Below are 21,540 nucleotides of genomic sequence, written 5' to 3'. Positions count from 1 at the left end.
GAGTTATTCACAGCCGGTGGATAACTTGCCACTGGGCTAGCCTAAGGGATGGAAACGGCAGAAGATAGCAGGGAAAGACCTTGTGGATAATTCTCACAGTACGGCAGCTCAGGTGCCTGAAAGCCGTCGCCCGGGGGTCCTCATTGAGCTTTCTCGGCCTACGGCAACCCAAGGCTTGGACCAAGCGCCATTTGACTGCAGAGTACCGGATGACCTAATGTGGTGAAGTCCTTTGTGTCTACTATGTGCCGTTTGGCATGCGCCGATATTTGGCGCCGGTGGGCACCTGATTCTTCGCGTCGGCCTGTTCTTCCCCTGTATTACGGGCAAGGCGCATCTTTGATTGTCTTGGAGTAACCCAACGTGAGCAAGCGGACTTTTCAGCCGAATAATCGCCGTCGTGCCAAGAAGCACGGCTTCCGCCTTCGTATGCGTACCCGCGCAGGCCGTGCCATCCTTTCGGCACGCCGCGGCAAGGGCCGCATCGAACTGTCGGCCTAATCTACAACACCGGACTTTTGTCTAATACCGTTTTGTTGAATCCGATCCACCCGCAGTTGATCTGACGGTGCTAGCCACCCGAAATCGATTACGGGCCTCGGCCGACTTCTCGAATACAGTACGTTCCGGCGTCCGCAACGGACGCCGGAACTTAGTGTTATATGCGGCGCTTTCCGCCGCGGATGAACCGACGAAGGTCGGGTTCATCGTGGCGAAGACTGTAGGGAACGCTGTTGCACGGAACCTCGTTAAGAGGAGACTAAGAGAAGCTGCGGCAGCAACTGTGCGGCAGAATCCCGCCGGCCTCAATATTGTAGTCAGGGCACTGCCTGTGTCGGCCGGGTCTTGTTGGCCGGAGTTGGTGAAGGATTATCAGAATGCCTGCCTCAAAACGCTCGACCGGCTGGCCGCCGGAAGGGTAGCGGCGCCGGACAAGGAAGGGAATAACACGCCATGACATTCAGTGGTGCTGTTCACTCCCCGTCCGTCCCTCCGATGTACCGGTGGCAACTGCCGGCTTCCGGATCCCGGCGCCGGCTTATCCTGTTTCTGGGTCATTCAATCTGGAATCTGCCGCGCAACCTATTGATCCTGCTGCTGACCCTGTACCGGAAACTGATTTCGCCGCTGTACGGACCTGTCTGTAGGTTCTTCCCTTCATGCTCCGCCTATGCCTTGGAAGCCGTTCTGCTGCGCGGCGCGGTAAGGGGCAGCTGGCTGGCGGGGCGGAGACTTCTGCGATGCCACCCGTGGAATGCAGGAGGCATAGATCACGTCCCCGGCGCCCCGCACTCGCACGGCACCGATCCCGCTGCGGTCCCGTACATAATCCAACTGAACCATCCAGACGAGTTTCTAGCTGTTGAGTCAGACGCAGAAGGCCGTGAAGCGGCTTGAGGAGAATAGAAAAGAATGTTTGATTTCTTCGGGACAATCCTGGCGCCATTCAAATGGGTGGTGTCATGGATCATGGTGGTCTTCCATGATGGGCTGACCAGCATTGGACTACCGTCCTCCTCGGGCTGGACCTGGACCCTTTCCATCATCGGCCTGGTCCTGGTGATCCGCGCCGCCCTGATACCCGTCTTCGTGAAGCAGATCAAGGCCCAGCGGGGCATGCAGGCCCTGCAGCCGGATATGAAGAAGCTGCAGGCCAAGTACAAGGGCAAGACCGATCAGCTCTCCCGCCAGGCGATGGCGCAGGAACAGATGGCGCTGTACAAGGAACACGGGACCAACCCGTTCTCGGCATGTCTGCCGATGCTGATCCAAATGCCGTTCTTCTTCTCGCTCTTCCAAGTGTTGTCCGGCGTATCCAAGGCAGCCACCCAGACGCAGGAAGGAATCGGCGCGCTCAGCCATCAGCAGGTGCTGCAGTTCGACCAGGCGCAGATCTTCGGTGCGCCCCTTTCCTCCGCGTTCCTGCCCCAGGTGCAAAACGGCGACGTCAACGTAGCCGTCGTCGTACTTTCGATCATCATGATCCTCGCCATGACTGCCTCACAGTTCATTACGCAGAAGCAGATCATGTCCAAGAACATGTCCGAAGACGCCATGGCGAGCCCGTTCATGAAGCAGCAGAAAATGATGCTTTATGTCCTGCCGCTGGTGTTCGGCATCGGCGGCATAAACTTCCCCATTGGTGTCCTTATCTACTGGACCACCACGAACCTGTGGACCATGGGTCAGCAATTTTTCGTGATCCGCAAGATGCCGACGCCCGGCTCGCCGGCCTACCGCGAGTACCAGCAGCGCCGCGTAGCTAAGGGGTTGCCGCTGCTGAGTGCCAGCAGGAAAGCGGAACCAATCGTCGAGGAAATTGTTGAGCCCACCGGCCAGCGCCAACAACCGCAGCGCAAGAACAGGAAGAAGAAGTAATGACTGCCGATAGCCCCGCCGAGCTTGCCCCCGATGATGCCGCTCAGGCCTCCGACGCAGCACTCAGTACGGGTGTAAGCCGGCTCGACGAGGAAGGCGACGTCGCCGCGGACTATCTGGAAGAGCTGTTGGACATTGCAGATATAGATGGAGATATTGACATTGAAGTCCGCAACGGGCGGACATATATTTCGATTGTCTCCGATGAGGAAAGTTCCAACCTGCAGTCACTGGTCGGCGACGGCGGCGAGGTTCTGGAAGCGCTGCAGGAACTGACCCGGCTCTCGGTGCTATCGGCGACCGAGAGCCGCTCCCGGCTGGTGCTCGATATTTCCGGCTACCGGCTGGAGCGCAATGGTGAGCTGGCGAAGCTGGCCCAGAACGCCGTCGAACTCGTCAAGGATAACGGGCAGCCCGTTTCGCTTGCCCCCATGGGGGCTTACGAGCGCAAGATTGTCCACGACGCCATTGCGGAGCTGGGTTTCATCAGTGAATCAGAGGGCGAAGGTACCGATCGCCACATTGTGGTCTCCGCGGCGGAGTGACGTTGGTTTGTTCGATGCCATTCCGGGCGCCGGGTATGGTGCAGGTCCGAGGAGATATTTGTGGTTGAACTGAACGGTGCCGAAACTATTGCTGCCGAAAAAATTTTTGGCGCGCGGTTGGGGATTGCCGAACGGTTCGTCGAGCATCTGGCAACGTCCGGCATTGAGCGCGGGCTCATTGGTCCGCGAGAGGTTCCGCGATTGTGGAGCAGGCATGTGCTTAACTGCGCTGTCGTGACCGAGCTGATAGCCGACGGCGCTAGGGTTGCCGACGTCGGCAGCGGCGCAGGACTTCCGGGCCTGACGTTGGCGCTGGCGCGTCCGGATCTCCAGGTCACCCTGATCGAGCCGCTGGAGCGGCGCGTGACGTGGCTTGAGGAAGTGGTGATGGATCTCGGGCTGGATAACGTGGAAATCATGAGGGCGCGGGCCGAACAGGCGCTCGGGAGGGTTACGTGCGACGTTGTGACTGCCCGCGCCGTGTCTGCACTCGACACGCTGGTGGGTCTGACAATCCCCTTACTGGACGGGGACGGAGAGCTGCTTGCCATCAAGGGACGAAGTGCCCAGGAGGAGTTGGATAAAGCAGCCAAGGCCATCCGCAAGTTAGGCGGCGTGCAGACGAGCGTTGTAACAGCCGGAGTCGGCATTTTGGACGAGCCGACGACGGTCGTGAGAATTCGGGTTTCGAAGAGGTAGGACGTCGTTCTCCGGTGGGGTACGGCCTGCGCGTCCCGCCGTCGAGGACCTGGACCGGATCCGCTGCACATCAGGGTTGGCCGCACATGAGGGCTCGCCAGACTGCCGTTTCTCCGCCGGGTTTGTCTGCTGCAGCGGCTAGGCTAGAGAACGGCAAGCACAGCTTTATGAAAGTGAGAGTGTCATTGTGATCAGCAGCGAAGCGGCTTCGCGGCGCATCCCGCCCTTTGTATCCTTGGGCTCGGCACGCTCGGGGTCACAATCGGTCACCGCACAGACAAAAGCGACCAGCCAGTTCATCAAACAACCATCTAAGGTTGATAAACGCAGCGGCGGTTCTGTTTCACGTGAAACCGTCATTGAACCACCAGCTGGCGCGATGGACAATATGGACGAGGGCAGTCCTATTGCGCGCCAGCTCGTCAGCGAAACAAAGCGGCGCGAGCGGCTGTTGGGCCGTAGTTTGCCGAAGCCCAGGAAGACCCGGATCATGACGGTCGCCAACCAAAAGGGCGGTGTCGGCAAGACGACTACGACGGTGAACATTGCCGCCGCCTTGGCCTCGGCCGGCCTGAAAGTCCTCGTTGTGGACATCGATCCGCAGGGCAATGCTTCGACCGCTCTGGGAGTGGAGCACCACGCAGATGTGGACAGCATCTATGATGTCCTCATCAATGATTTTGCGCTAGCTGACGTTGTTGCACCCTGCCCGGATATTGTCAATCTGATCTGTGCTCCCGCCACTATTCATTTGGCCGGCGCTGAAATTGAACTGGTATCCCTGGTGGCACGCGAGCAGAGGCTGCGACGGGCTTTGGATGCGTACGCCCAGCACCGCGAGAAGTCCGGGGAAGAACGACTGGACTACATTTTTGTTGACTGCCCCCCAAGTCTCGGTCTCCTCACCGTCAATGCCTTTTGTGCTGCCAACGAGGTGCTCATACCTATCCAGTGCGAGTACTACGCATTGGAGGGCCTTAGTCAACTACTGAATAACATCGAAATGATACAAAAGCATTTGAACGGTGAATTGGAAGTATCCACGATCCTGCTGACAATGTACGATGGGCGGACCAACCTGGCTGCGCAGGTCGCCGCGGATGTCCGGGAACATTTTCCGGATCAGGTTCTCAAGGCGGTTGTTCCGCGATCCGTACGGATATCCGAGGCGCCCAGTTATCAGCAGACAGTAATGACTTACGATCCGTCGTCGACCGGCGCATTGTCTTATCTGGAAGCCGCGGCAGAGATAGCTGAACGCTAGACTCTCTTCTATCGCCGGCATTAAGACTTCACCAGAACAACATGGCCCGATGCTCGATGGGCCTTTCCAGCGGAGGGATCTGTCCATGACCGAAAAACGTAGGGGACTCGGACGAGGTTTGGGCGCGCTTATCCCCAACTCGGCCGCAGCGGACGGGGGCGCCAGCGGGTCTGCGCAGTCCGGATCACGGCCCGTAGACCTATTCTTTCCTGAAGCCACCATGAAGAAGGTTTCTCGGTCCGCTGTTTCACGTGAAACAGCGGAGGCGCAGGGATTAATGGAGGTCCCCGGGGCGCGGTTTGCCGAGGTGCCCATCACCGACATCCACCCGAACCGTAAGCAGCCGAGGACCACCTTCGATCAGGACGAAATGGACGAACTGGTCCACTCCGTGACGGAAGTCGGAGTGCTGCAACCCATAGTGGTTCGTACGTCCTCCGAAAAAGGCGGTGAGCCATACGAACTGGTCATGGGTGAACGTCGCTGGCGCGCTTCGCAACTCGCGGGACTGGAGTCCATTCCGGTCATTATTCGGGACACTACCGACGATAATCTGTTGCGGGATGCGCTGCTGGAGAACCTGCACCGAAGTCAGCTGAATCCCCTGGAGGAAGCGGCGGCATACCAGCAGCTCCTCGAGGATTTCGGGACAACACATGAAGAGCTAGCGGACCGCATTGGTCGTTCCCGCCCGCAGGTGTCCAATACGCTCCGCCTGCTTAAACTACCGGCCGTGGTTCAGCGCCGGGTTGCCGCAGGTATTATCTCCGCTGGGCATGCGAGGGCGCTGCTTGGCCTGCCGGACGCAGTGGCCATGGAGCGGATGGCGCAGCGGATCGTCGCGGAGGGAATGTCGGTACGCGGAACCGAAGAGGCTGTAACTCTTTATCAAGCCCCGGACGCGGATGGCCGCGTTCCAGCACCGAAGACCAGTCCCCGTCACGAACGCCTTGACTACTTGGCCACTTCTCTTTCGGACAAGCTTGATACAAACGTGAAGATCACGCTTGGAGCCCGGAAGGGAAAGGTCAGCATCGAATTTGCCTCCGTAGAGGATCTTAACCGAATTATGGACGTTTTGGCGCCCGGAGCCAGCTCCTAGCAATACGTCTGCTTTGTCTCTCAGGCCGGGCCTTAGCTTCAACTGATGGTCCGACGATACAAGGCTGCTCCGGCTCTCGGAGATGTGTCGCAACGTCCCTTTGTTCCTTAGCCGAAATATCAAAGGATGCCGCAGGGTCCGCTCCCCGACGCCATTTCAGACGTAAGCGGGTGTGTCAGGCTTCTCCAGGATCGATTCTAAGCCATGTCGAGCATGCCCGTTTGGCAGCCAGTGCGGCGTGTTTCGGCCCTATCTGGTCCCCCGGTGGGCAGCAAAATTGCACAAGGGGTACTGTTGACGCGTTCCCACAAGGACGAGCTCTAGCGCGGAACGTCTAGCCGCTGGGCACCTGCCTCGTACCAGAGACGGAGATGCCGCATCTGCCGTCAATGTTATAGGGCTGCGAAAAAGAGGAAGCAACGGAGGTTTTTGTTGCTGTAGGACGGGTGGATTCGTGCGCCCAGCGTCAGCGGGCCGATCTCCCGGTTGGGGTTGCTACGTCTTGGGTTCGAGCCGATGTTTCACGTGAAACAAGCGTCCGTTGTCCGGGGTCCCATTCCGACGACGTGAATAGTCAGGCCGTTTCACGTGAAACGCGCTGGCGGTGGCGGTTGCTTGTGGCGTTGCCCATGGCGGAGGAGGTACGCGCGGATGTCTTAAATAGGCACGTAGTCCCCAGTCTGGGGTGCTTTCTGTTCACAAGAAGGGGTCGCCGGCCCGGTTCGCGCCAAACGGTCCTCGGAGGACAAAGTTTTCGTTGCTGCAGGGGGAATGCCTCGGCGGTTACGAGGGTTGCGGACGTCACCGATGTAGCGGATGCTGGCCGATGCTGGGTATCCGCCGCGGCAGACCCACTTGAATCCGGGAGCGATATTGCGGGCAATTAGGAAGGTCGATGCCACTGCTGATTGGTGGACGATGATTGAGGGCCTTCATTGGGGCGACAGTGTTGATGTCTGGATATCCGTTGTAAGTATGGACACATAGCAGTCATCGCCTAATGGTTGTGGCAGTTATTCGTCTTTCGGCAGCGCCCATCGAGGCCCCGCCCATCGCGGCCGCGTTGCGATATTGCCCCTGCGGTACTCTCCGGAGTTTCTGCAGTCGTAAAATTTGGAGATTACTTGGATGCAAATAGGTCTTTACTAATAGTTTTCGGGCACGTGGAGCCCGCAGGATCATCGCGACATTGAGCACATCAGGCCGTTTCACGTGAAACGGATCAAGCCGTTTCACGTGAAACCGAAATTCACCGTCAGGAGGTCTTCCAAGCTTGGAGAGGAAGGAGGGGCGAGTCGTGCAGAAGGACATGGCAGGCACGTAGCCGAGCTCCCTGGGTGATCCTCTCCGCATTAATCCACTCCGATTGCCAAAAATGATTCCCCGAACGGAGGGATTCGCGGCGTACCAGCAGGTTGCAATCAACATTGCCCCCGTCGCCCGTGTATCGTCCATCGCCCTTATCACGCAGCTGGCGTCCTCCAGGGACTGAAAGTGCGCGAAAGGCAGCTATAGCTTCCGGCGTGTACTGTACCACCATGTGGTTTCACGTGAAACAGCGAGCCCCCAGGCAGCCGGGGCGGCAGGGAATGCGGAAACGACGCCGTCTCTGTCTTACTGGCTTTATTTAGGGGAGCTGGCGAATAGGGGCAGACTCTGAAACAACCGGCAGCGAGGACATAGTCGAGTTCACCCTCCATCCGTAAATAAGTCGGTGCTGACGCCTCGGAGACGTCCCTAAGATGCATGTTCCCACCGTCGGAGAGGTCCATTGGGAACACGGCTGTAGGGGCTTCTAAGGGCCGATTGGACTGCGTCGGGCGCCCATGGCCCTCTTTGATGTTCTGCGTCCGTCGCGTCGCTCTCTGTCGGCCCAGGAGGCGGTACCATACAGTCCCGCGTCCGTCGCGGTGCTCTCCGCGGTCCTAGCTGGCGGTAACCTACCGTCCTGCGTCGGTCGCGGTACTCTCCATCGCCCCAAGAGGGGCTTTCCTGCTGTCGTCCTGCATCACATCAACAAGGATGGAACTACGGAAACGTTAAGGGGAAAATCGGGAGCGCGTGGACCTGCGGGTAGTATTATCGGGCTGGCTCCCGCTGCAACGCAGATTGAAGACGCGACCGTTGGCCGGCTCGGAAAGCTCATGGTTGGCATTTGCTCGTGCAGCGACAGGCGCCAATTTCTGAGAAGTTGCGTTGCACCAGCCAAGAAGGCGTTGTGCACCGGAGCGGGCGCCCTCCTGAAAAATACGGCGAAGGTGGCGGCGCGAACGCACAACTAAGGTCTGGGGTTTGCGGACGAAGCGGTGGCGCCGGAGCCGTTCCGTGACCACCAGCATCGAGCCCGTTCGCTTCGGTAGTTTCACGTGAAACGAAACTGCCGGCCAACGCGCCTCGGACGATGCCAGGCCGTGAACCAGCACACCGGCCATCCAGAACCCAACCGATGCCGCTAGCCTCCAGACCGGCATTTTCGGTCTGCACGTTGCGGCTGGGCGCGGGGCGGAGGGCCCGACGGGTTTCCTCAGGAACGATTCTGAGCACCGAATAGTCGACGAACGCAATCGCTCCAAGCTCCATCATGTTTCCCATGAGCGCTTCTCCCACGAGCATTCCCTGGCTGGGTCACGGTTCGGCGGCGTTATTGGGTTCCACCTTCGGATACGCACTGTACCTGATCCGGCCCGGTGCAGGGCCAAGTGAAGTGGCGGTTCCACCGTCGCCGGGAGACATCGGAGTTGTTGTCCGGAATCAAAGCAATTCGTCTGGTCCGCAAACAACTGTCCGCAAACAAGTGTTCACAAACGGCCGTTCACAAACGGCTGTTCACGAACAAAAGAAGCCGGCGCGGACTGCCCATCACATCGGGTCACTCCGCACCGGCTCCCTAGGCTGAAGTTACGTTAGTTAAGACAGGAAGGTCCCCGGGTTTCCGGGGACCTTCCTGTCTTTGCGTCTGGGGTGTCTGGCTACTTTGTGTGGTCTTGGATGAGGATCGCGGCTTGGTGCTGGATCGGCGTGGGGACGGCGAGTAGTTCGAAGGTGCCGGTGGTGCCGATAATGTTCATGGTGTTTCGGGTCCTGGTGGCCAGGTGTGTGAGTAGGCCTTGGTAGCTGCGGGCCGGGGTGCCATCGGCCAGTTTTTGGGTGTGGGCCTTGGTTTGGGCGGCGATGGAGCGGTGCACGGAAGCCACGGGCTCCTCGGGTACGGGCCGGTTCTCATCGGTGTAGGTCAGCGGGTTGAGGGCCTCGCGTAGGTGCCAGGTCAGGTGTCCGGCGAGCATGCACAGGAACACGTGGGCGCGGGTGCGTTCTTCGGTGTGGTGGTAGACCGGGCGGATCTGCAGGTCCCTGGATTTGAGGGTTTTGAAGATCTTTTCCACGTTCGCCAACGCCTTGTAGACGCGCACCGTCTCGGCCGCGTCCATGGTGTCCGCGTCAACGCTGGTGCGGATGATGTAGATCCCGTCCAGGTCCGCTTCGCGGGCGATGGATTCGGGGTTGCGTGCGTAGCTTAGGGTGGTGTCGGTGATCGTGATGATGAAGTGCTTGGCCATGTTGTTCAGCCCCACGGTCTTACCGACCCGCACCCCGGTTTTCCCGGCGTTGGTGAGCCGGCCGGCACTCACCGCAGCCTGAATGACTTTTAGCCGCTCTTCGGTGACCTGCAGTAGCTCCTCGCGCTTGCGGGAGCGGCGGGCGGCCACGGGCGGGTTATAGCAGGCGATCAGGCGTTCACCGGGGTAGTCCGGGTGGCTGATTTCGGCCAGGTTCTGCTCATCGAACAAGCTCATCTGCAAAGGGCCCTGGTCCTCGGCGAGGGCTTGGATCGCGGAGTTACGCAACGCACTGACCCAGCCCAGGGAGGTCTTTTTCAGCTCACGGATCCGGGCGGAAGTGATCATGCCCCGGTCCCCGACCATGACCATGTCATCAACCCCGGCCAGGGCCTGGATTTCGGCGGCGATGCCAATGAAGGCGGCGGGGTCCGCAGTGTTCCCCGGCACCACGCGCACCGCGATCGGGATCCCGGCACGGGTGGCCAGCATCCCGTACTCGATCTGCTCCACGCCGCGCTTCTTATCCCGCGAGTACCCGTGGGCGGCCAGCGGGTTGTGGGTGCCGGTTACCCAGGACGAGGACAGGTCGAACAGGGCCGGTTTCTCCGGGTTTTGCTCGGTGCGCAGATACTTCCTCGCCAAGGTTTTCTCGATCCGGCCCTGCCGTTTGTAGAGCCAGTCCATTGCCCGGTAGAGGTCATCGGTGCTCACTGGCCCCAGGTCCGGTCCCAGGGTGGTGTCAGCGAACCAGGACAAGGTCGCCAGCTTCGGCGACGGCGCACAGATCCTTGCCGCGAGCAGGGCCATGATCAGGTCCCGTTCCCGGCAGGCCGGCCCCAACATTGATTCGAAACACAGCCCCTTCGCCAGGGCGTAGACCGCCTCGATATGACCGTGCGGCAGGGAACGAGCCAGTACCAGCTGCGCACCGGCTTCTACCATCGTCCTGCCTGCCAGCGACGCCTTCAGCGTCTCAATCGCCGGTTCAGGCAAGGCGGAGAGGTTGGCCAGGGTCTCGTGCTTGACCTTGCCTTCCTCCCGGTAGCTGCGCCGCAGCAACACCGAACGATACTGGACCTCCACGCCGTTCTTGTTCACACGGTTGGAAGTATTCACGGCTACATGCATTGCGGACGTCAACTGCTTCATACCGGAAGAATACGCCGATCGGTTACGAAAATGGAGGGGTATTCGAAAGAATTTAGTGGCTACAAATATTGTCATAAAAATGGCTCGTTCCCCGGAATCCGCAGGGAAACCGGGGAACGAGCCCACGTAACTTCAGCCTAAAGTCCGTTTGCCTTTGTCCGGCCGCCGTCCACCAGGCGCTGCTGAACCCCGTCTCCAGCTGAAACTTCTTTAGCTGAAATTTCCCTAGCGGAAATTACTGCAGGTAGTCGGCAAATTCCTTCTCAAAGTATTGTTTCGGCCGGGCACCAATGACGGTGCTTTTCACTTCGCCGGCCTGGAACAAATAGACAGCAGGGATGGACGTTATGCCGTACTGGGCTGCAATGGCCGGGTTTTCGTCGATGTCCACCTTGACCACATCGATCTTGTCCGCGTAGTCAACCGAGATCTGATCCAGGATCGGTCCCAATTTTCGGCAAGGTCCGCACCATTCGGCCCAAAAATCGACAATTACGGGCCTGTCAGCGGAAATGACGTCTGCCTGGAAGGTTGCATCGGTGACACTCTTGGCATTGCTCATGGCATCCTCTTTCTGATTTGGACGGGTATTACGTTTAAGTTTTCAGGAGTCGAGGTCGGAGAGGAAGTGCTCCACGTCCAATGCAGCCGCACACCCTGAGCCGGCCGCCGTGATGGCCTGCCGGTAGGTCGGATCGATGACGTCACCGGCGGCAAAGACGCCGGGGACACTGGTCTTGGACGATCGGCCGTCGACGGCTATGGTTCCGGCCGCGGTCAGGGTCAGTTGGTCCTTGACGAGGTCAATCCTTGGGTCATTGCCTATGGCAACGAAAACTCCCGTTACGGCAAGGGGGCTCTTCACTCCGGTAACGAGGTTGTTCAGGCGCAGACCCGAGACCTTCGTTTCGCCGTCGACACCAACAACTTCTGAGTTCCAGATAAAGCTGATCTTCTCATTTTGCAGAGCCCGATCCTGCATGATCTTGGACGCACGCAGGGTGTCCCTGCGGTGAACGACGGTCACGGTGCGGGCAAACTTTGTCAGGAACAGAGCTTCCTCCATGGCCGAGTCACCGCCACCGATGACGGCGATGTCCTGGTCCTTGAAGAAGAAACCGTCGCACGTGGCACACCAGCTGACTCCGTGGCCGGACAGGCGCTTTTCATCGGGCAGTCCCAGCTCCCGGTACGCGGAACCGGTCGAGATGATCACGGAGCGGGCAGCAAACACCTGACCGTCTCCAAGGGTGATGGTTTTCACCTCGCCGGCAAGGTCAAGTGTTGCTGCGTCCTCAAACATGATCTCGGTGCCGAACCGCTCGGCCTGCTTTTCGAACTGTTCCATCAGGTCAGGACCCATGATGCCGTCGGGGAATCCGGGGTAATTTTCCACGTCAGTGGTGTTCATCAATTCACCGCCGGCTGTGACCGAGCCAGCGATCAGTAACGGCTTCAGGTTGGCGCGGGCAGTATAGACGGCAGCGGTGTAACCAGCCGGGCCGGAACCCACAATGATGACATCCCGAACCTCTGGGGCCGGACTTGCTTTGGTGTTCACGGGTCGGAGAACCTCTTCCTGCATAGATGGGCCCATTTGGGGTGGGCTTGCCACCATCACAACTGATTCGTGGCGGACCTTATTCCAGATGGGTTGGGGACGCAACCACAGATTACGTGCGCAACCGCGCCTACTTGATAACGATTTCCGCGATCTTCACACCGTACGGATACGTTTGGAACGTCTGCTGCTTGGGCAGCTGGGTAAAGCTGATGATGACGTACTGTGCCTTCGTGCCTTGCGGCGCGCTGAGGGTGATGCTGGGAGCCGTGAAGCTGCCGGTACCGATCTCAGTGGCACCGTCCAGCGTCGGTGTGGTGTTGGTCAGCAGCTTGAAGCTGCCGCCGGACCCGCCGAGCTGGGCCAGTGCCACCGTGCTGATATCTGCGGCTGCCTTTAACGTGACAACGAGATTGATGCTGGACGTTAGCCCGGCGAACGTGTCATTGGAGAATTCCAGTGTCTGCCAGAAGGTAGCAGGGTTGCCGTCAAAAGTGGTGGGAAGTTTGTTGTCGAATTCCTGGCCCAAGGTGGGGGCATCCGGACTCAAACGGGCAACCGAAGCGATGGCCGGAACAACCGCCGGTGTGGCTCGCGCAGAGGGAGAACCGGCACCCGTGGCGGAGGAACTGGCCGAAGCCTGCTGTTGCGAGTGGGACGATGCCGGAGCAGCGCTCTGATTGCCGCCGAACCAACTGCCGAGGTTGGTCACGGCCAGAATCAGTGCGGCGACGATGATGATTGAGACGACGCCACCGACAAGCCAGCGCCCGCTCGTCCGCGGAGCGTTGGCCGCGTCGTCATCCTCCTCGGCATTTTCATCGAATTCGACACTAGCTTCCCGTGCGGAAGCGGGGAAGCTCGACGGCGCACGGGCGGCTCCCGATGACCTCGCCCCGGTGCCCGTGGCGGGCTCGGCGGCGTGCTCGTGGTTAAGGAACCCGTAGTCCTCTTCGGACCAGAGGGTCACCTTGGGTGCTGAGGGCTCCGGCGGTGTTGCGGGCTCCTTAGCCGGCGGTTCTACGGGCTCTTTTACGAGCGGCGCAGCCGACGTCCCCTGTTGAGCGTGGCTGGCGGTGGCAGGAGGGGCTGACGAGGCGGGCTGCCGGCGGGGGGCCTTGATCGAGGTGGGACGCACCACGGGCGGCGCGGGACGTTCCGAGGGAGCAGCCGCTGGCTGCTGCGGGGGAACGGCGCCCGTGGCTTTCCCGCCCATCGCGGATGCGGCCGGAGCGGACCTGGTAGCGGCCTCGTCCTGCTGCCGGGACGCGGACGCAGGGGTGGAGGCACCGGGCTCTACAGGGGAATCATCCTCGTAGACATAGTCATATCCGTCGGCGCTGTCGGGCGATTCAGCCCGGGGTATGCCGAAGATTTCGTTTCCCAGCGTGTCGGTGAAAACGGGCTCGACAAAAGGCTCGGTCGGAACCACCAGATCAAGGAGCTCCGCCGCAGCGCTCTTGTTGGAAATCAGATAAGTGGCGCCATCGCTGGTGCCCAGATCCAGGATCTGCAGATTCGCATGTCTTTCTCCCGTCGCCACCTCACGGGCACCAATAGTGAGGTTCCCGGCATGACCGGGGCCTGCCACCAGAATACTGACGGGTCGGTTCAGGACCTGATCAACGCCGTCCAGCACGGTATCGTGCTCGGCGGTGACCAGGACATGAGCGGTCACTTTGTAGCGTCCGCCGAGGACAGAGCCCACGTCAACGGATTGTGACACCGCATCCTCCTTCAAAGACCAGCGGCGCCCACGCGCCGGAAGGCGGCGCAGGGCGTATCAGCTTCCGATCCTATCGGATCAACCCGGTAGGTTCCGATATGATGTCCCGGCATCTACCGGCGCACGGGCACCCGTCCACGGAATCTGGCCAACAAAGGGTCAAGGAAATCGGCCAGTTCAGAGACCTTGAAGACCTTTAGCACGGCCAGGTAGGTCACCGCCATGACGAGTCCGACGACGGCGAGCGTCACCGCAGCGGTCACGATTGAATGCCAGGAAAAGCCATTCAGGTCAAATCCGCCTAGGGCCCACAACACTGCTGCGCCGAGAATTCCCGCAGCAGCAGCGGCTCCCGCAAACCTCAGATGAGAACGGAAAATGCCAGCCGTTCCGTAGTTACCCAGTCGGGACCGCAGAAACAAATGGCTTACGGCTACGGCGAGTATATTGCCCAGCGTGTAACTCAGGGCGAGGCCAAAAATGATGACGTCTTTGGGTAGGAATGCTGCCGCAACTGCTGTGCCGACACCGAAAATGATCAGCAGGCACTGAATGATGAACGGTGTCTTGGCGTTCTCGGAGGCGTAAAAAACCCTGTTCATCATGAAATTCGCGCTCAAAAAGGGTGAGCCGACCGCCAGGATGGCCAGCGTGATGGCGATATTCAAGGCGGTCTGCCGGTTACCGCCGCTGAACAGCATGCCGAAGGGGCCCGAAAGCACCAGCAGTGCGACGGCACCGAAGACGGTGGCGACACCGATGGTCCGCAGTCCCTGCGAGAGAAAGGTGCGCACGCCGTCGTCGTCCTTGTCGGCCGCAGCGCGGGCAATTCTGGTGAACAGCACCGTGGCAATCGAGAGTGCAACCACCGAGTGAGGCAGAATGTACACCTCGGTGGCGCGGCTAAGCTCAAAATTGCCCGCGATCGGCGTCCCGTTGCCTTCATCTGTCTGAGCGGCCGTGGCAATCGTGGCAACATAGCCGATCAGCAGGAACGTGAGATTACCGATCACCATGGTCCCCATGGTCCAGGCTGCGATCTTGCCCGTGGCCTTGAGCCCCACGCCGCGCCAGCCGAACTTGGGCCGCAGTCCCAGACCGAGCCTTTTCAGCGGCCAGAGCAGCACCAAAGATTGGAGCACAATCCCGAGCGTCGCAGAACCGGCCAGGATCAGCGTCTGGGTTGACGTCCAGTTTTCGACAGAGTGCGGGGAGAAGGCGTTGCTGCCGGCAATGGCGATGAACGTCACCAGCCCGGCGATGGCGATGATGTTGTTCACGACCGGGGACCAGGCGTAGGCCGCAAAGGTGCCGTGCGCGTTGAGGACCTGACCCAACAGCGAGTAGAAGCCGTAGAAGAATATTTGCGGCAGGAGCAAGGCGGCGAAGGCGGTGACCAGCGAGAGCTTTTGTTCCGTGAAGTCAGTGGTCAGCATCATGACGGGACGGGCGGCAGCGGTGAGCAGCACGGTGACGGCCAACAGGAGAATCACGGCGAGCGTGAGGATCCGGGAAATGAAGTCCGCTCCGCGGTCAGGTCGCTTGCTGGCCTTGACGATCTGAGGGATAAGCACGGCGTTGAACACTCCGCCGGCCACCAAGAGATAAATGATGTTGGGCAGGTTGTTGGCCGCATCAAAAATGCTGGCGACCGGTGAGCCGCCCACCGCAACGCCCAGGATCATGCCCTTGACGAAGCCGAGGACGCGGGAGGCAAGCGTACCAGCGGCCATGTTGGCGCTGGAACGGGCCATCGTGGGAGCAGTGAGAATGCCCGTGCCGGACGCTGGGGGGATGGCGGGACCGGAGGACGGATCCGTTGCTTCTTGCTTAGTCATCGCCACCCATCATCTCATTGAGGGGCTAAAAGTCTGCAGGCAGGATGTCCTTGGCCAGATCGGCGATCCGGCGTTCGTTCGGGAAGGAGAGCCGTTTGGGCAGGTCGGCCAGTTTCACCCAGGCGACATCCACCGCCTCGTGGTCCGGATCATTCTCGATGGTCAGGTACCCTCCTGTCGCGCGCAACAGGTAGTGGTGCACCGTCTTGTGGACGCGGTGCCCGCTGACGGTGAACCAATAATCGATGCTGCCCAGCGGCGCCAATACCTGGCCACGGATGCCCGTTTCTTCCTCAATCTCGCGGACGGCTGCCTGTTCATGGTTTTCCTGGTTTTCGGGATGGCCCTTCGGCAGGCACCACTCAAGCCGGCCCCCGCGGTTCAGGCGCGCGATAATCGCAACCCGTAGTTCGTCGTCGGCCTTGTCCACCACGACGCCGCCGGCCGAAATCTCTTCCACGGTCGGGAGCGCCGACACCTGATGGTGTCCTCCGGGCGCGATGTGGGCACCGATTGCCGACGGCAACGGTGTCCTCTTCGGAGCGCTCGGAACTGGGTGGGCCATGACCTCCACTCTAACTACCTTTGCGCGCAGATGAGGACAGACTGTCCGCTCCGTTCCGCACCCCCGTGCGAGTGCAGAACCCGGCCGTCAGCAAAAAGTCTGGCATTGTTAAAGAACTATGGTGCAAGATCTTGATAGCTCGTCGCTAGACCCGGTCGTACTCGAACTGGGGCAGCTCTTTGTGGACGCCGGGCATGAAATATCGCTGGTGGGAGGGCCGGTCCGCGATCTCTTTCTGGGGCGCGGCTCTCCGGATCTGGATTTCACCACCGATGCCACCCCGGAAGAGACCCTGCGGGTGGCCAAGAAGTGGGCGGATGCTCATTGGGAGATCGGCCGCGCCTTCGGCACCATTGCCTTCCGGAAGAACGGGCGCGACGGCAAACCGCTGACGATTGAAGTCACCACCTACCGTGCTGAGGCGTATGAGGCGGACTCCCGCAAGCCTTCGGTGGCGTTCGGTAAATCCCTGCGGGATGATCTGCAGCGGCGCGATTTCACCATTAACTCGATGGCACTGCGTCTCCCATCCATGGAACTGGTGGACCCTTTCGGCGGTGTCCGGGACCTGCGCGCAGGACTGCTCAGGACACCAGCCGCCCCTGAATCGTCGTTCTCAGATGATCCACTGCGGATGATGCGCGCCGCCCGCTTCGCCGCCCAGTTGGGCATGACGATTCACCCGGACGTGCACGCGGCGATGACCGCGATGGCAGCGCGGATCGGTATTATTTCCGCGGAGCGGGTGCGTGATGAACTGGTCAAACTGATCTGTGGGGCCGATCCGCGTGCCGGGATCGATGTTCTGGTGGATACCGGGCTGGCGGAGCAGGTGCTACCGGAAGTTCCCGCGCTAAAGCTGGAAACAGATGAGCACCACCGGCACAAAGATGTCTACCAGCACTCACTGCAGGTATTGGAACAGGCCGCGGAGCTGGAGACCGGCCCGGACGGCGCGGTGCCGGGCCCCGACTTTGTGCTCCGCTTCGCCGCCCTGATGCATGACGTGGGGAAACCGACCACACGCCGCTTTGAACCCGGCGGTGCGGTGAGCTTCCGTCACCACGACGTGGTGGGCGCAAAGCTGACGGCGAAACGGATGAGAGCGCTGCGCTTCGACAATGATTCCATCAAGGCCGTTGCGCGCCTGGTGGAGCTGCATATGCGCTTTTATGGCTATGGTGAGGCGGAGTGGACGGATTCCGCCGTTCGCCGGTACGTCGCGGATGCCGGACCGTTGCTGCCGCGGCTGCACCGACTGACAAGGTCGGATGTCACGACGCGCAATCAGCGTAAGGCCGACAGGCTCTCCTTTGCCTACGACGACCTGGAGCAAAGAATCGCGGTGCTGCACGAGCAGGAAGAGCTGGCCTCGATCCGCCCGGACCTTGACGGTGCCCGGATTATGGTTTTGTTGGGCTTGAACCCCGGGCCCGTGGTGGGGCGGGCCTACAAATTCCTGCTCGAGGAGCGAATGGAAGACGGTCCGCTGGATCAGGCGGAGGCAGAACGTCGTCTTCGCCTGTGGTGGTCGAAGCAGCCCGAGGCCGCCGTTGTCAGGGACAGGACCGACGGCGGCAGCGCGGGTGACGGGACCGGCGACGGTCAGGCTGCGGGTCCCCGGTCAAGGGACGTCCATTCCGGAATACCAGATGCACCGTCAATGGAGGAACAGCATGAGGGTTGATTCAGACGCAGCGACACGCTCATCCGAGACTGCACCACCCAAGCTCTGGCTGCTGCGACACGGGGAAACCGAATGGTCCAGGAGCGGGCAGTACACGGGTTTGACGGACCTGCCGCTAACGGAGCTCGGTGAGGAACAGGCACTATCGGCCAAGGCGGCCCTGCGGGGTGTCGATTTTGACCTGGTACTGACGTCTCCGTTGCAGCGGGCACGTCGTACGGCCGGTATCGCCGGGTTCCCCGACGCGATCGTGGAACCCGCCGCACATGAATGGGACTACGGCGACTATGAGGGCATCAACAGCGCCGAGGTCAGAGCGGAAAACCCCGGTTACCTAATTTGGAAGGACGGCGTACCCAACGGGGAAACACTGGCCCAGGTAGCCTCGCGGGCGGATGGCATCATTGCGCGGGTATTGAGCACCCAGCCGGACGGGGCAATGGTAGGGAATGCCCTACTGGTAGCCCACGGGCACTTCCTTCGGGTGCTGGCCGCACGCTGGCTTGAATTGGATGCGTTTGAGGGCCGGCACTTTTTGTTGGGCACTGCCAAAATTTGCACCCTCGGCTGGGACAAACGCACTCCCGCGATTGAGCAATGGGGCCTCTGAACAGTGCCTGCAGACGCGGAATTCAACCGTCCTTAAAACTTCCTTGAGAAACTTTATGAATGGTGTGGTCAAATACGCGCTTTATGGGGTAGCCCGGTGAATGAGTTCACCGCAATCAGCCTGCAGGTGCCGGAACATATCGCCGCCGACCGGCCTTAGCTCGTCGCGCCCGCCGATCCTGCTAAAGAATCCACGGCACCGCCAGGCACTGCCACTGGGACGAATGGACGAATGACTGTCGGTTCTTCCTTGAACAGGCCCAACTCAATGGGTCCAACCGGACAGCCCGCGTTGTCTGCCGGACCATACATTGGGAACAATACGGTGGAATTGCTACGGATTTCCGGTCAGGGACATCCCGACTGCGGCAGAAACCGGTGACCAGGTACAAACAATTCGCGCAGCTTTGTGCCCGGATAATGTCTTCTTCCCTAAAAGAAAATGGTTTTATTTGTTGCGCCCGATAAAAGGCTGCTCCAATCGAAAGGCCGCGCGGTGCCACTTCTCGTAAACACCCTTCACGCAATCCGAACGCATTCCTGCCCCCGAATCATGGTATTGAAGGAGGTGACAACATGAGTGGATTCCCTTCCCTTTCCTCCATTAAGAGGGTCTTCTTCACTCCGATCGATCAGGACCGGGTCGATCGGAGTCGTCAAAAGCACGAACGTGACATTGCGGGTCTCAGGACTCTGGACATAGGGCGTGACTGTCGCGATGGCTTCCGTGTGATTCCGGTGTTTTTGTTGAGTGGTCGGCTGTTAATTTTCCCTCAGACGCGATAGAATCTAAGCAAGATAATCGGCGGCTTCGGGAGGGGTGGATGATGGGCGTGATGACATCTCAACTGCCCCTTCCGATGGCCATGGACGCCGGTGCCGTCCCGATTGGTCTGGCGGTGTCGCTGGTCGAGGATGAGACGGGTGGCAGGGCTTTTGTTCATGGGGAACTCTCTTACGCCTGGGATGTCGGGGACACCGCGACGCGCCGGTTCACGGCGGCGAAACTGGCGGACATTAAGGCCGCGTCGGTGGCGGAGATTTCTGCCGCTTTCGGTGTGGATCCGGGCACGTTGTGGCGCTGGCGCCAGGTCCTGGCCATGGATGGGGTGTTGGGTCTGGCCCCGGAAAAGCCGGGCCCGAGGGGGCCCAGCCGGCTGACGGAATCCATGATGTCCGAGATCCGCGCCTTGCGCTCCACCGGCCTGCCACTGCGCGCAGTCGGTGCGAAAGTGGGTGTCTCCGAATTCACCGTCCGGCGGACATTGGCCATGGAAACCGCCGCACAGGAACCGGCCACTGCGCACCCGTCCCGGCAGGACCCGGAAGCCGGTCCCGTCATCACCGAACCGGCGGAAGGGCTGCCGGTTCTGCCGGCTGCGGCGGACCGGTCCGGGGAACGGGCCTGGGCCCGGACCGGGCTGCTGGAATGCGCGGCCCCGGCGTTCGCCCCGGCGGCCCGGGTGCCGTTGGCCGGGCTGTTCCTGGCCCTGCCCGCCCTGGTGAACACCGGATTGCTGGAGTGTGCGAAGGAGGTGTTCGGGGCGTTGCCGAACGGGTTTTACGGTCTGGACACCATCCTCACCGGGGCGGTGTTTCAGGCCCTGGCCGGGGAACCCCGGGCCGAGGGGATAACCCGGATCGACCCGGTCGCGATGGGACGGGTGCTGGGTCTGGACCGGGCGCCGGAAGTGAAAACCCTCCGCCGCAAAACCGCGGCCCTGGCCGGGACCGGCAGGGCCGGGGAACTGCTGACCGCGATGGCAACCAGACACCTGAACGGCAGCGGTGACGAGGAGGGCGGGGGTCTGGCCGCGGTGCTCTACGTTGACGGGCATGTCCGCGCCTATCAGGGCACGAGGAAGATCGGGAAGGTCCATTCCACGAGGTTGAAGTTCCCGGTCCCGGCGACCGAGGAGACCTGGGTCGCCGACGGACACGGGTCCCCGGTGCTGGTGGTCATGGCCGAACCCGGGGTGTTGGGCGTCGCATTGTTTGACGGTGGCCTCGTCATGGCTGGCGACGATACTGGTTTTGTCTGCAGGGTCTTGCTTTAAGTTGGTCGGCGGCGTCAGAGTGACGATGACCAGTTAAGCGAATGGCCCGGCATGCGAATTTGGAAACCTCCACGCCGGGCCGTTCTAACGCGGAAGGCCGCGCTGATGCTCACGGTAAATCATGATCTTGGGGTTGTCGAGTCAGAATTGTTGGACGGCCGCCTCTCGTGCCCCGGATGCGCCGGGAGATTACGCCCGTGGGGTTGGGCGAGGGTCCGCGTTATTCGCCATGGCACCAGCTCCGGGCGGGAACTAATGGAGCATCGTCCCCGCCGGGCCCGGTGCTCGGGGTGCGCTGTCACGCATGTGCTGCTGGCGGTTACTTTGGCGGCACGGAGGGCCGATAGCGCGGCAGTGATCGCCGCCGCGATAGAAGCCAAGACGGCTACCGGCGCCGGGCACCGGGTTATCGCTGTCCGGTTGAGCCGGCCCGCCTCCACGGTGCGTGACTGGTTACGCACCTTTGCTGCCTGCGCCGGGATCATCATAGAGAAATTCACAGCTTTTACGGTCCGTGACGCCGCGGACGCGGCCCGGATCTGGCCCAAACCAGTTGGCACTGCCGCCGGGCAGGCACTCTCGGTCTTGGCCGCTTATTCGAAGGTCCTGGGCCAGAGGTTCGGCGCCGTCGTTACGGTGGCGTGGGAACAGACCGGGATCGCTGTCTGCAACGGGTGGTTGTTCTGTCGTCCCTGGTGGGAAAACAGTGCCAACACGAACCCGCCCTTATGCCCGGCACTCTAGGTCCGGCACGCTGTGGGAAGCACCTTCCCCGACCCGGGGCAGGCGTAAACCCTGC

Annotated in this window: 18 protein-coding genes; 12 read left to right on the top strand and 6 right to left on the bottom strand. The window is 60.8% G+C overall.

Going from position 1 to position 21,540, the window contains the following annotated elements:
* Window positions 1-363: 363 nt before the first annotated feature.
* The 8 genes from rpmH to ACLLJI_RS20710 all read left to right on the top strand — a co-directional run bounded on the left by rpmH (window position 364) and on the right by ACLLJI_RS20710 (window position 5,989).
* Window positions 364-501: a 50S ribosomal protein L34 gene (gene rpmH / locus ACLLJI_RS20745; RefSeq protein WP_196395440.1), complete on the top strand. Its 138-nt coding sequence runs from the start codon at window positions 364-366 to the stop codon at window positions 499-501.
* A 67-nt stretch (window positions 502-568) separates the two neighbouring features.
* Window positions 569-958: a ribonuclease P protein component gene (gene rnpA / locus ACLLJI_RS20740; RefSeq protein ID WP_283559631.1), complete on the top strand. Its 390-nt coding sequence runs from the start codon at window positions 569-571 to the stop codon at window positions 956-958.
* A gap of 38 nt (window positions 959-996) precedes the next feature.
* Entirely contained in the window at window positions 997-1,398 is a 402-nt protein-coding gene (gene yidD / locus ACLLJI_RS20735) for a membrane protein insertion efficiency factor YidD (protein WP_434621735.1), read from the top strand.
* 15 nt (window positions 1,399-1,413) lie between these two features.
* Window positions 1,414-2,379: a membrane protein insertase YidC gene (yidC, locus tag ACLLJI_RS20730; RefSeq protein WP_434616404.1), complete on the top strand. Its 966-nt coding sequence runs from the start codon at window positions 1,414-1,416 to the stop codon at window positions 2,377-2,379.
* Entirely contained in the window at window positions 2,379-2,924 is a 546-nt protein-coding gene (locus ACLLJI_RS20725; protein WP_434616401.1) for a protein jag, read from the top strand. Before yidC ends, ACLLJI_RS20725 begins: the two co-directional genes overlap by 1 nt.
* A gap of 60 nt (window positions 2,925-2,984) precedes the next feature.
* Window positions 2,985-3,623 carry a 16S rRNA (guanine(527)-N(7))-methyltransferase RsmG gene (rsmG, locus tag ACLLJI_RS20720; protein WP_434616398.1) on the top strand — a complete coding sequence of 213 codons (639 nt, stop codon included), beginning with the start codon at window positions 2,985-2,987 and terminating at the stop codon, window positions 3,621-3,623.
* Window positions 3,624-4,002: 379 nt separating this feature from the next.
* A complete protein-coding gene (locus tag ACLLJI_RS20715) occupies window positions 4,003-4,887 on the top strand; it encodes a ParA family protein (protein ID WP_434621732.1) in 885 nt (294 codons plus the stop codon).
* Window positions 4,888-4,972: 85 nt separating this feature from the next.
* Window positions 4,973-5,989 carry a ParB/RepB/Spo0J family partition protein gene (locus tag ACLLJI_RS20710; protein ID WP_283559636.1) on the top strand — a complete coding sequence of 339 codons (1,017 nt, stop codon included), beginning with the start codon at window positions 4,973-4,975 and terminating at the stop codon, window positions 5,987-5,989.
* 2,969 nt (window positions 5,990-8,958) lie between these two features.
* On the opposite strand, the gene ACLLJI_RS20705 is transcribed toward ACLLJI_RS20710, so the two are convergent.
* The 6 genes from ACLLJI_RS20705 to ACLLJI_RS20680 all read right to left on the bottom strand — a co-directional run bounded on the left by ACLLJI_RS20705 (window position 8,959) and on the right by ACLLJI_RS20680 (window position 16,349).
* Complete coding sequence (locus ACLLJI_RS20705) at window positions 8,959-10,665, bottom strand: IS1634 family transposase (protein ID WP_434616395.1); 1,707 nt, start codon at window positions 10,663-10,665, stop codon at window positions 8,959-8,961.
* 268 nt (window positions 10,666-10,933) lie between these two features.
* Window positions 10,934-11,260 (bottom strand): thioredoxin, encoded by a 327-nt coding sequence (gene trxA / locus ACLLJI_RS20700; RefSeq protein ID WP_283559637.1) that lies wholly within the window; start codon window positions 11,258-11,260, stop codon window positions 10,934-10,936.
* A gap of 42 nt (window positions 11,261-11,302) precedes the next feature.
* Window positions 11,303-12,283: a thioredoxin-disulfide reductase gene (gene trxB / locus ACLLJI_RS20695; protein WP_434621729.1), complete on the bottom strand. Its 981-nt coding sequence runs from the start codon at window positions 12,281-12,283 to the stop codon at window positions 11,303-11,305.
* Window positions 12,284-12,389: 106 nt separating this feature from the next.
* A complete protein-coding gene (locus ACLLJI_RS20690; RefSeq protein ID WP_434616392.1) occupies window positions 12,390-13,985 on the bottom strand; it encodes an ABC transporter substrate-binding protein in 1,596 nt (531 codons plus the stop codon).
* Window positions 13,986-14,098: 113 nt separating this feature from the next.
* Window positions 14,099-15,823, bottom strand: coding sequence for a murein biosynthesis integral membrane protein MurJ (gene murJ, locus ACLLJI_RS20685; RefSeq protein WP_434616389.1), 1,725 nt, complete (start codon window positions 15,821-15,823; stop codon window positions 14,099-14,101).
* Window positions 15,824-15,848: 25 nt separating this feature from the next.
* Window positions 15,849-16,349 carry an NUDIX hydrolase gene (locus ACLLJI_RS20680; RefSeq protein ID WP_434621726.1) on the bottom strand — a complete coding sequence of 167 codons (501 nt, stop codon included), beginning with the start codon at window positions 16,347-16,349 and terminating at the stop codon, window positions 15,849-15,851.
* 157 nt (window positions 16,350-16,506) lie between these two features.
* Between ACLLJI_RS20680 and ACLLJI_RS20675 the strand changes: the two genes are divergently transcribed.
* The 4 genes from ACLLJI_RS20675 (at window position 16,507) to ACLLJI_RS20660 (ending at window position 21,485) form a co-directional block, all read left to right on the top strand.
* Window positions 16,507-18,075 carry a CCA tRNA nucleotidyltransferase gene (locus tag ACLLJI_RS20675; RefSeq protein WP_434616386.1) on the top strand — a complete coding sequence of 523 codons (1,569 nt, stop codon included), beginning with the start codon at window positions 16,507-16,509 and terminating at the stop codon, window positions 18,073-18,075.
* Window positions 18,065-18,685 carry a histidine phosphatase family protein gene (locus ACLLJI_RS20670; RefSeq protein WP_434616383.1) on the top strand — a complete coding sequence of 207 codons (621 nt, stop codon included), beginning with the start codon at window positions 18,065-18,067 and terminating at the stop codon, window positions 18,683-18,685. Before ACLLJI_RS20675 ends, ACLLJI_RS20670 begins: the two co-directional genes overlap by 11 nt.
* A gap of 823 nt (window positions 18,686-19,508) precedes the next feature.
* Complete coding sequence (locus ACLLJI_RS20665; RefSeq protein ID WP_434616380.1) at window positions 19,509-20,741, top strand: putative transposase; 1,233 nt, start codon at window positions 19,509-19,511, stop codon at window positions 20,739-20,741.
* A 255-nt stretch (window positions 20,742-20,996) separates the two neighbouring features.
* The gene (locus ACLLJI_RS20660; protein WP_434612708.1) at window positions 20,997-21,485 is read left to right on the top strand and encodes a hypothetical protein; all 489 of its coding nucleotides are present in this window, start codon (window positions 20,997-20,999) and stop codon (window positions 21,483-21,485) included.
* Window positions 21,486-21,540: the final 55 nt, after the last annotated feature.

The organism is Arthrobacter sp. A5 (genome assembly GCF_051131705.1).
In the GTDB taxonomy this organism is placed as follows: Bacteria; Actinomycetota; Actinomycetes; order Actinomycetales; family Micrococcaceae; genus Arthrobacter_M.
The sequence above is the reverse complement of the archived record's forward strand: the minus strand, read 5'-3'. Positions and strand labels throughout refer to the sequence as shown.